Raw genomic sequence first — 15,180 nt, forward strand, 5'->3', positions numbered from 1 at the left:
TAGACTCGGGCAGGTGAATCCCTCCGACCTGACCGGCCACGTCACGCCCGGGGGCGCGAGCTGGACCTACGACCTCGGGTCGGTCGTGGTGCGCAAGTGCAGCGTGGGCGAGATGGACAACAACGTCTACCTCATCACCTGCACGGCCAGTGGCGACCGTCTCCTCGTCGATGCCGCGGACGACCTCGAGCGCATCCTCGCGCTGCTGGACGAGGACGGCGGCCCGCGGGACCGCCGACTCGGACAGGTGCTCACGACGCACCGCCACTGGGACCACCACCGGGCCCTGCCTGCCCTCGTGGAGCGCACCGGGGCACGCACGCTCGCAGGTGCGGCGGACGCCGAGGACCTCCCGGTCCCGGTGCAGACACGCCTGCTGGACGCTGACACCCTGCGGGTGGGGCACCTGGTCCTCGACGTCGTGCACCTGCGGGGGCACACGCCCGGGTCGGTGGCACTCGCGCTGAGCACCGCGGCCGATCGCACGACGACGCTGCTCTTCACCGGCGACAGCCTCTTCCCCGGCGGCCCCGGCAAGACGGGCTCGCCGGCCGACTTCACCCTGCTCATGGATGACCTGGAGTCACGGGTCTTCGCCGTCTTCGACGACGACGCGCTGGTGCTCCCGGGTCACGGCGACAACACCACTCTCGGCGCGGAGCGCCCCGCGCTCACGCAGTGGCGCGACCGCGGGTGGTGACCGCTGACCGCTCCTCGCTGACCCGCCACCCGGTCACGCTCGTCCTGCTGGCGGTCGTGTCCGTCCAGTTCGGTGGCGCCCTGGCGGCGACGCTCCTGCCGATGGTGGGGGTGGTCGGCTCGGTCGCCCTGCGCCTCACGCTCGCCACGGCCCTGCTGTGGGCCTTCGTCCGGCCGCGGGTGCGGGGGCGCAGCGCGGCCGACTGGGGCGTGGTGGCGCTCTTCGCGCTGGCCCTGACGTCGATGAACCTCGCGTTCTACGGCTCCCTCGCGCGGCTGCCCATCGGTGTCGCGGTGACCATCGAGTTCCTGGGACCGCTGGCGCTGGCAGCGGTGCTGTCCCGACGGCTCCGTGACGCCGTCGCCGTGCTCGCGGCGTTGGCCGGGGTGGTGCTCATCTCGGAGGCGCTCACCACCCCCTGGGCCGAGCTCGACCTCCTCGGCATCCTCCTGGCCGCCACCGCGGGAGCCTGCTGGGCGGCCTACATCGTGCTCAGCAGGCGCACGGGTGCCCGCTTCGAGGGGCTGGACGGCATCGCCATCTGCATGGCCCTCGGCGCCGTGGTCACCCTCCCGATGGGGCTGCTCACGGCCGGCAGCGCCCTGTGGGCCCCCGAGGCCCTGCTCCGGGGCCTGGGGATCGCCCTGCTCTCCTCCGCCGTGCCCTACAGCCTGGAGCTGCTGGCCCTGCGGCACCTGCGCTCCGGCACCTTCGGCGTGCTCCTCAGCCTCGAGCCGGCCGCCGCGGCCCTGGCCGGGCTGCTCGTCCTCGGTCAGGTGCTCACGGCGACCCAGCTGGTCGGCATGGTGCTCGTCGTCGTGGCGAGCATCGCGGTGCTGGGCCGTCCACCACGGCGGCGCGCCCACTCAGGCTGACGCCCGCGCCCAGGTGCGCAGCACCCGGGGCACGGCGCCGCCTCCGGTGGGCCTGCGTCCTGCGCCCACCGGACCCGCTCAGCGGTGCCGGTCGGTCCTGGCGCCGCCGTCCTGGCTGCCCCGACGCGCTCCGCTGTCGCCCTCGGCGGCGTCGCGGTGGCCATGGTGCTGGGAGTCGCCGAAGAGTCCGACCTCGTTGATGTCGAGCCGGGCCTCGTCGCCCTCGCGGGTGATGCCGCGGGCGGCGTCCCGACGAGTCTTGAGCAGGCTCGCGACCGCGGTGACGCCCAGGATGCCGATGATGGCCAGGAGGGACAGCCAGATCGGCACCTCCGGCACGTTGAGGTGCTCACCGCCGTTGATAAACGGGAGCTCGTTCTCGTGCATGGCGTGCAGGATGAGCTTGACGCCGATGAAGGCGAGCAGCACCGACAGGCCCAGGCCAAGGTAGACGAGCTTCTTGAGCAGGTCGCCCAGCAGGAAGTAGAGCTGTCGCAGACCCATGAGCGCGAAGACATTGGCCATGAGGACGAGGTAGGGCTCCTGGGTGAGCCCGAAGATGGCCGGGATCGAGTCCAGGGCGAAGAGCAGGTCCGTGGTGCCCAGCGCGAGGATGACGATGGCCATCGGGGTGAGCACCCGCTTGCCGCTCTCGACGATCCGCAGCTTGGTGCCGCCGTCCCAGGACTGCGTCACGGGGAATCGCTTCTCCACCCAGCGGAGCAGGGCGTTCTCCTCGTAGTCGTCCTCCTCGTCGTCGTGACCGAGGTTCTCCTTGGCCAGCTTGACGGCGGTGTAGATGAGGAAGGCACCGAAGAGGTAGAAGACCCATGACCAGCGCTCGATCGCGGCAGCGCCGACGAGGATGAAGATCGCGCGCATGACGAGGGCCATGACGATCCCCACCATGAGGGCGAACTGCTGGTACTTCCTCGGCACGCCGAACTTGGCCATGATGATGAGGAAGATGAAGAGGTTGTCGATGGAGAGGGAGTACTCCATGAGCCAGCCGGCGTAGAACTCCGCGGCGAACTGGCCGCCGGAGGTGAAGAACACCCCGAGGCCGAAGAGCAGCGCCAGTCCGATGTAGATCGACAGCGCGACACTGACCTCCCGCCGGGAGGGCTCGTGCGGGCGTCGACCGAGCACGAGCAGGTCGAAGGCGAAGACGAGGGTGATGAGGACCAGCGTGACGGTCCACACCCAGCCGGGGACATCCATGCGTGGGTACTACCTTCCGATCAGGGCGAACGAGCCGGACCGGAGGTCTCTCCCGCAGCGGGACGTCCCGGGCAGGACGACGCGCTGCCGACCGCACCGGGCACGGGGCCGTGGTGACGATGGGGTCGCGGGGCGGGGATACTCCCCTCCGATGAACACCTCCATGATCTCACGTCAGCCGGTGGCTTCCCGCATCTGACGCAGCTCCTTCTTGAGGTCACCGATCTCGTCGCGGAGCCGGGCCGCGAGCTCGAAGTGGAGGTCCGTCGCCGCCTGGTGCATCTGCTCGGTCAGCTCGTGGATGAGGTCGGCGAGCTCGGTCGCCGGCAGCTGGTCACCGGTGCGGCGCTCCACCGCGCCGGTCCCGACGACCGCGGCGGCGGCCCTGCCCCGGCCCTTGCCGCGGGACTGGCTGCGCCCGCTGCCCATGAGCGTCTCGGTGTCCGCGTCCTCCCGCTCGAGCATGTCGGTGATGTCGGCGATCCGCTTGCGCAGGGGCGTCGGGTCGATGCCGTGCTCGGCGTTGTAGGCCAGCTGCTTGTCCCGGCGACGGTTGGTCTCATCGATCGCCTGCTCCATCGACGGGGTGACGGTGTCGGCATACATGTGCACCTGCCCCGAGACGTTGCGGGCCGCCCGACCGATGGTCTGGATGAGCGAGCGGCTGGAGCGCAGGAAGCCCTCCTTGTCGGCGTCGAGGATGCTCACGAGGGAGACCTCGGGCAGGTCCAGACCCTCGCGCAGCAGGTTGATCCCGACGAGCACGTCGTACTCCCCCAACCGCAGCTCGCGCAGCAGCTCGACGCGACGCAGGGTGTCCACCTCGGAGTGGAGGTAGCGCACCCGCACCCCCTTGTCGAGGAGGTAGTCGGTGAGGTCCTCGGCCATCTTCTTGGTGAGGGTCGTCACGAGCACCCGCTCGTCCTTGGCGGTGCGCTCCCCGATCTCGTGCAGCAGGTCATCGATCTGGCCCTTGGTGGGTTTGAGGACGACCTGGGGGTCGACCAGCCCGGTGGGCCGGATGATCTGCTCGACGTAGCCGTCGCTCTTGGCCATCTCGTAGTCCCCCGGCGTGGCCGAGAGGTAGACCGTCTGCCCGATCCGCTCGAGGAACTCCTCCCACTTCAACGGCCGGTTGTCCATCGCGCTCGGCAGCCGGAAGCCGTGGTCGACCAACGTCCGCTTGCGCGACATGTCGCCCTCGTACATCGCACCGATCTGGGGCACGGTGACGTGCGACTCGTCGAGCACGAGCAGGAAGTCCTCGGGGAAGTAGTCGAGCAGGCAGTTGGGTGCCGTGCCGGCGCTCCGCCCGTCGATGTGGCGGGAGTAGTTCTCGATGCCGGAGCAGGACCCGACCTGGCGCATCATCTCGATGTCGTAGGTCGTGCGCATCCGCAGTCGCTGCGCCTCCAGGAGCTTGCCCTGCTTCTCGAAGGTCTCGAGCTGGGCGGCGAGCTCGCTCTCGATGCTGCCGATCGCCCGCTCCATCCGTTCGGGGCCCGCGACGTAGTGCGAGGCCGGGAAGACATACATCTCCCGCTCCTCGCGCACGACCTCGCCGGTCAGCGGGTTGAGGGTGTAGAGCCGGTCGATCTCGTCACCGAAGAATTCGATCCGCACGGCGAGCTCTTCGTACTGGGGGATGATCTCGACGGTGTCGCCGCGCACCCGGAAGGTCCCCCGGGAGAAGGCCATGTCGTTGCGGGTGTACTGCATCGTGACGAACCGCCGCAGCAGGTCGTCGCGCTCCACGGTGTCGCCCACCCGCAGCCGTTCCATGCGGTCGACGTACTCCTGCGGGGTACCCAGACCGTAGATGCACGACACCGAGGCGACGACGACGACGTCGCGGCGGGTGAGGAGCGAGTTGGTCGCCGAGTGGCGCAGCCGCTCTACCTCATCGTTGATGGACGAGTCCTTCTCGATGTAGGTGTCGGTCTGCGGGACGTAGGCCTCGGGCTGGTAGTAGTCGTAGTAGCTGACGAAGTACTCCACCGCGTTGTGGGGCAGCAGCTCCTTGAACTCGTTGGCCAGCTGGGCGGCGAGCGTCTTGTTGGGCGCCATGACCAGCGTGGGGCGCTGGACCTGCTCGATCATCCAGGCGGTCGTCGCCGACTTGCCGGTGCCGGTGGCCCCCAGCAGGACGATGTCCTCCTCCCCCGCTCCCACGCGGCGGGTGAGGTCGGCGATGGCGCGCGGCTGGTCGCCGCTCGGGGAGAAGTCGGAGACGACGCGGAAGGGGTTGACCGTGCGTTGCAGGTCGGTGGTCGGACGCATGCTTCTACGGTAGCCCCCGCCACTGACAGTGGTGGCCCGGCCGAGGGCCGGGCCACCACGGTCGAGGTGCGTCGCTCGCGGGTCAGCGCCTCACGTGGGTGTCAGCCCCGTGGGCCGTGCCCCTGTCGGGCCACACGTCCATCTCCTGGGCCTCGAGCGCCAGCTCCCGCGCCATGACCTTGCGCTCGATCCGGTCACGCTCCTTGTCCTCGGCCGAGAAGGCCTTGACCAGCGAGATGCAGATGCCGATCATGACGATCGTGAACGGGACGGCGGTGATGATCGCCATCGTCTGCAGGGAGGCGAGCCCGCCGCCCTCGACCCCGGCCGCGGCACCCGCGAGGATCAGCACTGCGGCGATGGCGCCCTCGAGCACGGCCCACATCACCCGGCTCCACACCGGCGGGTCGGGGTTGCCGCCGTTGGCGATCATGTCGACCACGTAGGAACCCGAGTCCGAGCTGGTGACGAAGAAGATGACGATCATGATGATGGCCAGGCCGGAGAGGAACGGACCGCCCGGCAGGCCGTCGAGCATCTGGAACAACGCGTCGTTGGTGGACACGCTGCCGTCCTCGCCGACCAGGCCGCCCTCGCCGAAGATCTCCCGGTGCAGGGCCGTGCCACCCATGATGACGAACCACGCCGTCGTGAGGAGGGTGGGCACGAGCAGCACGCCCGTGATGAACTCGCGGACCGTCCGGCCGCGGGAGATACGGGCGATGAAGATGCCGACGAAGGGCGACCAGCTGATCCACCAGCCCCAGTAGTAGGTCGTCCAACCGCCCAGCCAGGCGGGGCCCTCCTCCTGGTAGGCGAAGGTCGCGAAGCTCATCGAGAAGAAGTTCTGGAGGTAGTAGCCGATCGACTGGACCATGTCGTTGAGCAGGAACAGCGTCGGACCGGCGATGAGCACGAAGATCAGCAGCCCGGCAGCCAGGGTGAGGTTGATGTTGGACAACCACTTGATGCCCTTGCCGATGCCGGAGACGACCGACGCGGTGGCGATCACCGTGATGACGGCGATGAGCAGGACCTGGAGCCAGGGGCTCGTGCTGTCGGTGAGGCCGACGAAGTTCAGCCCCGCGGCCACCTGGGCCACGCCGAAGCCGAGCGAGGTGGCGACACCGAAGAGGGTCCCGACGATGGCCACGATGTCGATGAGGTCGCCGATCCAGCCCTCGGCGCGGTCGCCGAGGATCGGCTTGAGGGCGTACCGGATGGACACCGGGAGCTTGCGTCGGTGCACGGCGTAGGCAACGCCGAGGCCGACGATGATGTAGATCGCCCAGGCGTGCAGACCCCAGTGCAGGAACGTCCGCCCGAGGGCCGCGTTCGCCATGTCCGCGTCGCTGCCGCCGCCGGTGCCGGGGGGCGGTCCGGCGAAGTGGTTGAGCGGCTCGGCCACGCCCCAGAACATCAGCCCGATCCCCATGCCGGCGCTGAAGAGCATCGCGAACCACGAGAGGTATCCGAACTCGGGCTTCTCCTCGTCGTCACCGAGCTTGATGTCGCCGTAGTCGCTCACCGCCAGCCAGATGCTGAAGACCACGAAGGCGAAGGTGAGCAGGACGTAGTACCACCCGATGGTGTTGACGACGTATTCGTTGGCCGTCGACAGCGCGCTGTTCATCGTCGCCGGCATGAACACCGCCAGGAGCACGAAACCGATGATGAAGACGGCCGCGGGCCAGAAGACACGCGGCGCCAGCCCTTCGGTCAGGCGCGCCCTGGTGGGCGTCGGGGAGTCGGTCGAGGTGGTCACGGATCGCCTCTCTCTCGTGAATGCATACGGGAAAAAAATAAACACGTCATCATGAAATCTGGCAGCCAGCAGGCTAACACAGTAAAAGTTCAGGAAAAGATGAAAGGGGGCCCGACCGTGACGGTCGGGCCCCCTGTCGACGACGGGCGCGAACGAGGTCGCGCCGGCCGGATCAGGCGCCGGTCAGCTTCTCCCGCAGCGCGGCCAGGGCCTCGTCAGAGGCCAGCGTGCCGGTGCTGTCGTCGGAGCTGGAGTCGTCCGAGGAGTAGGACGTGGAGGCCGGGGCGACCTCGACACCACTGTCGGCGTCGGCCTCCGAGGCGGCATCCACCTGCGCCTTGTGCGCCTCCCAGCGGGCGTGGGCGTCGGCGTACTCCTTCTCCCACTTCTCCCGCTGCTCCTCGTGGCCCTCGAGCCACTCGTTGGTCTCCGGGTCGAAGCCCTCGGGGTACTTGTAGTTGCCCTGCTCGTCGTACTCCGCGGCCATGCCGTAGAGCGTCGGGTCGAACTCGTTGGCGACCGCGTCGTTGGCCTGCTTGAGCGACAGCGAGATGCGGCGGCGCTCCAGGTCGATGTCGATGACCTTGACGAAGACCTCGGCACCCACGGTGACGATCTGCTCGGGCAGCTCGACGTGACGCTCGGCCAGCTCGGAGATGTGGACCAGGCCCTCGATGCCGTCCTCGACGCGCACGAACGCACCGAAGGGGACGAGCTTGGTGACCTTACCGGGCACGACCTGACCGATGGCGTGGGTCCGGGCGAAGGTCTGCCACGGGTCCTCGAGGGTCGCCTTGAGCGAGAGCGACACGCGCTCGCGGTCCATGTCGACGTCGAGCACCTCGACGGTGACCTCGTCGCCGACCTCGACGACCTCACCCGGGTGGTCGATGTGCTTCCACGAGAGCTCGGAGACGTGCACGAGGCCGTCCACACCGCCGCCGAGGTCCACGAAGGCACCGAAGTTGACGATGCTGCTGACCACACCGGAGCGGACCTGGCCCTTGGCGAGCTCCTTGAGGAAGGTGGTGCGCACCTCCGACTGGGTCTGCTCGAGCCAGGCGCGGCGGGACAGGACCACGTTGTTGCGGTTCTTGTCCAGCTCGATGATCTTGGCCTCGATCTCCTTGCCGACATAGGGCTGGAGGTCGCGCACGCGGCGCATCTCGACCAGGGAGGCCGGCAGGAAGCCGCGCAGACCGATGTCGAGGATGAGGCCACCCTTGACGACCTCGATGACGGTGCCGGTGACGACGCCGTCCTCCTCCTTGATCTTCTCGATCGAGCCCCAGGCGCGCTCGTACTGCGCGCGCTTCTTGGACAGGATCAGGCGGCCTTCCTTGTCCTCCTTCTGGAGGACCAGGGCCTCGACCTCGTCGCCGACGGTGACGACCTCGGACGGGTCGACGTCGTGCTTGATGGCGAGCTCGCGGGAGGGGATGACACCCTCGGTCTTGTAGCCGATGTCGAGCAGGACCTCGTCGCGGTCGACCTTGACGATCACTCCCTCGACGATGTCGCCGTCGTTGAAGTTCTTGATCGTGGCATCGATGGCCGCGAGCAGTTCCTCCTCAGATCCGATGTCGTTGACAGCGATCTGGGAGATGGCCTTATCGGCCGTGGTGGCAGTCATGTAGTAGGGACTCCGATTGTGGACAGGATTTATGGATGATGTGTGCGGTGAGCGGCCCCGTCACTCCCGGTGACACCGAGGATTTCGGGCACCACGAACACGCGGATCGCGCGATGACAGCCTATCGAGGCGCGCGGTGCAGGTCAAAGCGGGCACACTGGGTCGTATGAGCGGCACCGGCCCGGCCCCGACCCCCGACCGCGCCCTGCGGCGCCCGGCCACGCACGCGGAGTCCGTCCGGGCGGGACGGTCGTGGTGGGACGCGGAGGCGGACGCCTACTACCGCGAGCACGGCGCCCAGCTGGGCGATGGGGAGCTGACCTGGGGCCCGGAGGGATGGACCGAGCGGGATCTGGGTCTGCTCGGGGACCTGACCGGCCGTGACCTCCTCGAGGTCGGGGCCGGTGGCGCGCAGGGCGGGCGCTGGTGCGCCGGGCAGGGCGCACGCGTCGTCAGCACCGACGTCAGCGGCGGGATGCTTCAGGTCGCCCGGAGGATCGACGCCCGGCACGCGGGCAGCACCCCGGCGGGCTACGCCCAGTGCGACGGGGCCGTGCTGCCCTTCCCCGACGCGACCTTCGACCTCGTCGTCACCGCGCACGGCGTGCTCGCCTTCGTCCCCGACGCCGCAGCGACCCTGACGGAGTGGGCGCGGGTGCTGCGCCCCGGAGGGCGCGTGGTCTTCTCCCTCCCCCACCCCTTCCGCTGGGTCTTCCCCGACGCCGCCGACGAGTCGGGCCTCGTGGCGCGCTACCCCTACTTCGACGACGCGGCCTACGTCGAGGAGACCGAGGAAGGGGTGGCCACCTACACCGAGCACCACCGCACCGTCGGCGATCTCGTCCGGGCCGTGCACCGGGCCGGGCTCGTCCTCACCGATCTCGTGGAGCTGGAGTGGCCGGAGTCGCGCGACCTCGTCTGGGGTGGGTGGGGTCCGCTCCGCGGTCGTCTGCTGCCCGGTACGGCCGTCCTGGTGGCCCATCGTCCCGGGTAGGTCACAGTTTGGTGACGATGACCACCCCGCAGCCACCTGCGGCCTAGGGTGAGATCCCGTGGACCGGGCAACGATGCCCACCGACACATCAGAGAGGTGACACATGCGTGTGAAGACGCACCTGAGGAGCGCAGCCGCACTGTCGGCGCTCGCCCTGCTGGCCGCCTGCGGCGACGCCGAGGAGCCGCAGACCGACAGCGAGGCCTCCGCCGAGGACACCCCCGCCGAGGATGCCGAGGCAGAGGAGACGGAGTCCGCCGACGACACCATGGAGAGCGAGGAGCCCGCGGCCGGCGGTGACGGGAACACCTCCGAGACCTTCACCTTCGGCTACGTGCTCCCGGAGACCGGCCAGCTGGCCTTCCTCGGCCCGCCCCAGATCGAGGCCCTCGGCCTGGCCATCGAGGACATCAACGCCGCGGGCGGCGTCCTCGGCAACGAGGTCCCCGCGCCGATCGCCGGTGACGAGGCCGGCCAGGAGGCCGCCGCCCAGCAGGCCGCCGACCGCATCCTCTCCGAGCAGCCCAGCGCCATCGTGGGCGCTGCGGCCTCCGGCATGTCCCTGGCCATCGTCGACCGGGTCACCGGCGCCAACGTCATGCAGTGCTCCGGCTCCAACACGGCGCCGACCTTCACCGACTACGAGGACGACGGGCTCTACATCCGCACGGCGCCCTCGGACGCGCTGCAGGGACCGGTGCTCGCCAACACCATCGTCAACGACGGCTACAGCAATGTCGCCATCGTCGCCCGTGCCGACGACTACGGCTCGGGCCTGGCCGAGGCCACGGCCACCGCCCTGGAGAACGCCGGGGCGACCGTGTCCCTCAACGAGACCTACGACCCGCTGGCGCGCGAGTTCAACGCCGTCGTGTCGTCGGTGGAGGCCGCCGAGCCGGACGCCGTGGTCGTCATCGCCTTCGAGGAGGGCGCGCAGATTCTCCAGGGGATGTTCGAGGCCGGCCTCACGCCTGACGCGGTGGGTGTCTACGGCGCCGACGGTCTGCGCTCCGCCGACCTCGGCAGCATCGTCAACGAGTCCGACCCGGGCGTCATCGCCGGGATGAAGGGCACCGCCCCGGCCTCGGCCGACAACCCCGACTTCATCACGAAGCTGGAGGAGTTCGCGCCCGACCTCGAGGAGACGCAGTTCGCGCCGCAGGTCTACGACTGCGCCGTCACCATGGCGCTCGCCGCCGAGGTCGCCGGCTCGGTCAACGCCGCCGACTTCAAGGCCGAGGTCAACGGCGTCACCAGCGAGGGCACCGAGTGCACCTCCTTCGAGGAGTGCAAGGGCCTCATCGAGGACGGCGAGGACATCGACTACAACGGCGCCAGCGGTCCGTTGGACTTCACCGAGGCGGGCGAGCCGGGGACGGCCACCATCGAGGTCTACGAGTTCGACGACGCCGGTGACCTGCAGTCGGTGGAGACGGTCGAGGCCAACCCTGTGGAGTAGGTCGGTATGACCCCCCGTGGTGACCGGGGCACCGCCTCGGTCACCACGTCCACGTCGGACGGCCCGGCACCCTTCGAGGGTGCAGGGCCGTCCGACGTACTGGGGGGTGGTGGGGACCAGGCCTCACTCCTGGATGCGTGCCAGGGTGCCGAGATAGAGCTCGATGACCTTCGGGTCGGTGGCCAGCTCCGCGCCGGTGCCGGTGTAGGCGTCCTGGCCCTGGTCGAGGACGTAGGCCCGGTCGGAGATGTCGAGGCACTGGCGGGCGTTCTGCTCGACCATGAGCACCGACACCCCTGCCTCGTTGATCCTCGACACGGCCTCGAAGACCGAGTCCTGCATGAGGGGCGACAGCCCGGCCGACGGCTCGTCGAGGAAGAGCACGTGCGGACCGGTCATCAGGGCGCGTCCCATAGCGACGACCTGCCGCTCCCCACCGGACAGCGACCCGGCGCGCTGGGCCCGGCGGTCGGCGAGCAGGGGGTAGAGGTCGCTGACCTCGCGGAAGCGCTCGGCATACTCCTTGGGCCGGAGGTAGAGCCCCATCTGGAGGTTCTCCTCGACCGTGAGGGAGGGGAAGACGTTGTTGTTCTGCGGGACGTAGCCCAGCCCGTCGGTGACCAGCTTGTGGGCAGGGCGGGAGGTGATGTCGGTGCCCTGCAGCATGACCTTGCCGGAGCGGACCGGGACCAGCCCGAACATCGCCTTGATGAGGGTGGACTTGCCGGCACCGTTGGGCCCGATGATGCCGACCAGCTCCCCTGTCCGCACCTCGACCGAGCACCCGCGCAGGATGTCGACGTCGGGGATGTAGCCGGCCACCAGCTCCTCGGTCCACAGGACCCGCTCGCCGGTGCTCGCGTGCTCGTTCACGACTGCTCCCCGTCCTTGAGTGAGCGGTGGGTGCCGAGGTAGGCGTCGATGACCGCGGCATCCTTGCGGATGTCATCAGGGCGTCCCTCGGCGATGACCTTGCCCTGCGCGAAGCAGACGACCCAGTCGCTGATCGACATGATGACGTCCATGTCGTGCTCGACGAGGACGATCGTCATACCGTCGTCCCGCAGGGCCTCGATATGCCCCAGCAGGGACTGGGTCAGGGCGGGGTTGACCCCGGCCATCGGCTCGTCGAGCAGGATCATCGCCGGCTGGACCATGAGGGCCCGGGCCATCTCCAGCAGCTTGCGCTGCCCGCCGGACATGGTGCCGGCGAACTCGTCGCGCATGTGGGTGAGGTTGAACCTGCCGAGCAGCTCCTCGGCCCGGCTGCGGATCCCGGCCTCCTGACCGGCCCACGACGGGCGCAGCAGCGAGGTGAGCAGGCGTTCACCGCGCTGGCCGGTGGCGCCCAGCATGAGGTTCTCCAGGCTGGTCAGGCGGGTCAGGGCCTTGGTCAGCTGGAAGGTCCGGACCATGCCCTGCCGGGCGATGCGGTAGGACGGGGCACCACTGATGTCCTTGCCCTCGAACGACCACTGGCCGCTGTCGGGCTTGTCGAAGCCGGTGATGAGGTTGAAGAAGGTCGACTTGCCCGCGCCGTTCGGCCCGATGAGCGCCGTGATGGTCCCCCGCTGGATCTCCAGGTGCTCGACCTCGACTGCACGAACCCCACCGAAGTGCCGCGACATGTCGTCGGCCACGAGGATGGCGTCGGGCTTGGCGACGCCGGGGACGTTGGCCACCCCGGCCAGCGCCGCGGCCGCGCGCCGGGCACCGACCGAGAGGGTCTTCTCCTGCTCCCGCTCGTGCACCGCCTCGCGCTGGGCGAGCAGGTCCTCTTGCGTGTCATCGGACATCGAGACGCAGCTCCTTGTGGTTGCCGATGAGCCCGGACGGTCGGAACATCATGAGCATCATGAGACCGAGCCCGACCGCGGCGAACCGGACGGCGCCGATGTCGCTGGGCGCGAGGATGCTCGTGGGGATCCACCCGGCCGACATGGCACTCCGGAGGAAGGCGTCCAGGAAGGTCAGGAGGAACCAGAAGACGATCGACCCGAGGATCGGCCCCGCCACGCGGCTGGCTCCCCCGAGGATCGTGATCGTCCAGAGGTAGAAGGTGATGATGGGGATGAAGGCGTCCGGGGTGATGGCCTGGCTGTTGATGGCGAGCAGCGAACCGGCCAGCGCACCGAGCACTCCCCCGAGGACCAGGGCCTGCATCTTGTAGGCGAAGACGTTCTTGCCCAGGCTGCGGGCGGCGTCCTCGTCCTCGCGGACGGCCCTCAGGACGCGACCCCAGGGGCTGTGGATGAGCAGCCACACGAGCGCCGCCGCGAGCAGCGTCGCGCCCCAGGCCACCGTCATGAGCCACAGGGCACGGTCGCTGAAGCTCAGCGGACCCAGCTCGAGCGGGCCGGTGTAGGGGTTGACGGCGTAGAACCCTCCGGCGAACTGGACCAGGCCGAAGACCCCACCGGTGACCGGCTCGGCGAAGGAGGACCGGAAGACGTAACGCAGCACCTCGGCGGCGGCGATCGTCGCGATGGCGAGGTAGTCACCCCGCAGCCGGAGGGTGGGGATGCCGAGGATGAGCGCCAGCACGACGGCGCACGCCATCCCGACGAGCACGCCCGCCCAGAGCGGCAGGTCGAGCGACAGCACCGAGATGGCCGTGCCGTAGGCACCGACGAGCATGAACCCGACCTGGCCGAAGTTGAGCAGACCGGTGTAGCCGAAGTGGATGTTGAGCCCGATCGCGGCCAGCGCGTAGATCGCGGCCTCGGGGCCGAGCGCGCCGCGGACGGCGACCGAGAGCACTGCCAGGAAGTCCATCGTTCCTCTCCTCAGCCGACCCGCTCGCGTCGGCCCAGGATGCCCTGGGGCCGGACGAGGAGCACGATGATCATGACGAGCAGCGCCCACATGTAGGACAACGAGGCCGGGAACCACAGGGTGGACAGCTGCGAGACCAGGCCGATGACGAGCGAGCCGAGCATCGCGCCGTACGCGCTGCCGAGCCCGCCGAGGATGACACCGGCGAACATGAGCAGGAGCAGCTCGAAGCCCATCTCGCTGTAGATCGCCTGGGTCAGCCCGAAGAACACTCCGCCGATCGCGGCCAGCGCGCCGCCGAGCACCCAGACGACGAGGATGACGCGCTGCACGTCGATGCCGGAGGCTTCCGCGAGGTCCTTGTTGTCGTTGACCGCACGCATCGCGGTACCGATCCGCGTGCGCTGCAGCACGACGGCGACGGCGATCATGATGGCGAAGGCCAGCACGGTGATGATGAGGTCGCGCGGGGTGATCCTGACCGGCCCGAGGGTCCAGGCCGTCTGCAGGGAGTACTCGTCGTACTGCTGGCGGCGGGACCCGAAGACGATGAGGACGAGGTGTCGGAGCAGCAGGGAGAGCCCGATCGCGACGATGAACATCTGGATCAGCCCGGCGCCCCGTCGGCGCAGCGGACGCCACAGGCCGACCTCGAAGCCTCCGGCGACCGCACCACCGACGGCCATGGCGAGGACCGCGGCGAGGACGATGGGCAGGTTGCCCGGTGCCGTGCTGAGGAAGTAGGCCGCGACGGCGCCGATGGTGACGAACTCGCCGTGGGCGAAGTTGATGAGTTTCGTCGTCCCGAACACCAGGGACAGGCCCACGGCCGTGATGGCGATGATCGCGCCGAACTTCACGCCGTCGACGACGAGCTGCAGCACCCGGCCCACGGGGATGCCGCCAGCGGCCTCCTCCACCTCGCCGGTCCCGAGCTGGAAGATCACCCCCTGCGAGGCTCCTGGCCGCACCGTCACCCCGTCGAGGACCTCGCCCCCCTCTGCTCGGGGGGCCACCCCCTCGGGAAGGCCGGAGACGTCGAGCGTCACGGTGTAGGACCCGGGGCCGGGCAGCGGGACCGCCCACTTCCCCTCCGCGTCGGTCGTCGCGGTGCCCACCTCGGAGCCGTCCTGGCTGACGGTGATCGTGACCCCCTCCAGGGGTTCGCGGTCGGGGTCACGCAGGGTCCCCTGGACCATCTCCGCCGCCTCCTCCGCGGCGCCGACCACCGCCGTCGGGGCCACGTGGACGGGCACGGCTCCTGCCGGGGCTGCGGCCAGCAGCATCCAGAGAAAGATGGCAGCCAAGGCTGCCCACAGGCGGGGGGTCACGGGATCTCCTTCGATGCGGACACGGGGAGTAAACCACAGGTCGACCCCCCTGCACAGCACCACCTCGCGTCGGTGCCGAGCGGTCGGGCCAGCGGTCGTGCGGACGCCGCCTGCGCGCCGTGGCCGCCGCCTCGGCGGCCGTCGCCC

12 protein-coding genes are annotated in these 15,180 nt (G+C 69.4%); 4 read left to right on the forward strand and 8 right to left on the reverse strand.

Annotated features, from left to right (window positions below):
- Positions 1–13 precede the first annotated feature (13 nt).
- Both FA582_RS08355 and FA582_RS08360 read left to right on the forward strand, forming a co-directional pair.
- Positions 14–700, forward strand: coding sequence for an MBL fold metallo-hydrolase (locus tag FA582_RS08355; RefSeq protein WP_010148548.1), 687 nt, complete (start codon positions 14–16; stop codon positions 698–700).
- A complete protein-coding gene (locus tag FA582_RS08360; protein ID WP_010148549.1) occupies positions 679–1,575 on the forward strand; it encodes an EamA family transporter in 897 nt (298 codons plus the stop codon). The genes FA582_RS08355 and FA582_RS08360 overlap by 22 nt, the downstream gene beginning before the upstream one ends.
- A gap of 78 nt (positions 1,576–1,653) precedes the next feature.
- Here the strand turns inward: FA582_RS08360 and FA582_RS08365 are convergent, their stop codons facing one another.
- From FA582_RS08365 to rpsA, 4 genes are all read right to left on the reverse strand, one after another.
- Positions 1,654–2,796, reverse strand: a complete 1,143-nt coding sequence (locus tag FA582_RS08365) for a TerC family protein (RefSeq protein ID WP_147899785.1) — start codon at positions 2,794–2,796, stop codon at positions 1,654–1,656.
- Positions 2,797–2,970: 174 nt separating this feature from the next.
- Positions 2,971–5,076, reverse strand: a complete 2,106-nt coding sequence (gene uvrB, locus FA582_RS08370) for an excinuclease ABC subunit UvrB (protein ID WP_010148552.1) — start codon at positions 5,074–5,076, stop codon at positions 2,971–2,973.
- 82 nt (positions 5,077–5,158) lie between these two features.
- Complete coding sequence (locus tag FA582_RS08375; protein WP_010148553.1) at positions 5,159–6,841, reverse strand: BCCT family transporter; 1,683 nt, start codon at positions 6,839–6,841, stop codon at positions 5,159–5,161.
- A 172-nt stretch (positions 6,842–7,013) separates the two neighbouring features.
- Positions 7,014–8,474, reverse strand: a complete 1,461-nt coding sequence (gene rpsA, locus FA582_RS08380) for a 30S ribosomal protein S1 (RefSeq protein WP_010148554.1) — start codon at positions 8,472–8,474, stop codon at positions 7,014–7,016.
- Positions 8,475–8,640: 166 nt separating this feature from the next.
- On the opposite strand from rpsA, the gene FA582_RS08385 reads away from it, so the two are divergent.
- Both FA582_RS08385 and FA582_RS08390 read left to right on the forward strand, forming a co-directional pair.
- Positions 8,641–9,468 carry a class I SAM-dependent methyltransferase gene (locus FA582_RS08385; RefSeq protein WP_010148555.1) on the forward strand — a complete coding sequence of 276 codons (828 nt, stop codon included), beginning with the start codon at positions 8,641–8,643 and terminating at the stop codon, positions 9,466–9,468.
- Positions 9,469–9,571: 103 nt separating this feature from the next.
- Complete coding sequence (locus FA582_RS08390) at positions 9,572–10,927, forward strand: ABC transporter substrate-binding protein (protein ID WP_029541481.1); 1,356 nt, start codon at positions 9,572–9,574, stop codon at positions 10,925–10,927.
- Between the two features lie 123 nt (positions 10,928–11,050).
- Here FA582_RS08390 and FA582_RS08395 read toward each other — a convergent pair whose 3' ends face one another.
- Genes FA582_RS08395 through FA582_RS08410 form a run of 4 tightly spaced genes read right to left on the reverse strand, consistent with a single transcriptional unit; the run spans position 11,051 to position 15,033 of the window.
- Entirely contained in the window at positions 11,051–11,800 is a 750-nt protein-coding gene (locus FA582_RS08395; protein WP_010148557.1) for an ABC transporter ATP-binding protein, read from the reverse strand.
- Positions 11,797–12,723, reverse strand: coding sequence for an ABC transporter ATP-binding protein (locus FA582_RS08400; RefSeq protein ID WP_010148558.1), 927 nt, complete (start codon positions 12,721–12,723; stop codon positions 11,797–11,799). Before FA582_RS08400 ends, FA582_RS08395 begins: the two co-directional genes overlap by 4 nt.
- On the reverse strand, positions 12,713–13,702 hold the full coding sequence (locus FA582_RS08405; RefSeq protein ID WP_010148560.1) for a branched-chain amino acid ABC transporter permease: 990 nt from the start codon (positions 13,700–13,702) through the stop codon (positions 12,713–12,715). Before FA582_RS08405 ends, FA582_RS08400 begins: the two co-directional genes overlap by 11 nt.
- Positions 13,703–13,713: 11 nt before the next feature.
- Entirely contained in the window at positions 13,714–15,033 is a 1,320-nt protein-coding gene (locus FA582_RS08410) for a branched-chain amino acid ABC transporter permease (RefSeq protein WP_010148561.1), read from the reverse strand.
- Positions 15,034–15,180 lie beyond the last annotated feature (147 nt).

Origin of the sequence: Serinicoccus profundi, assembly GCF_008001015.1 — a bacterium.
GTDB lineage: Bacteria > Actinomycetota > Actinomycetes > Actinomycetales > Dermatophilaceae > Ornithinicoccus > Ornithinicoccus profundi.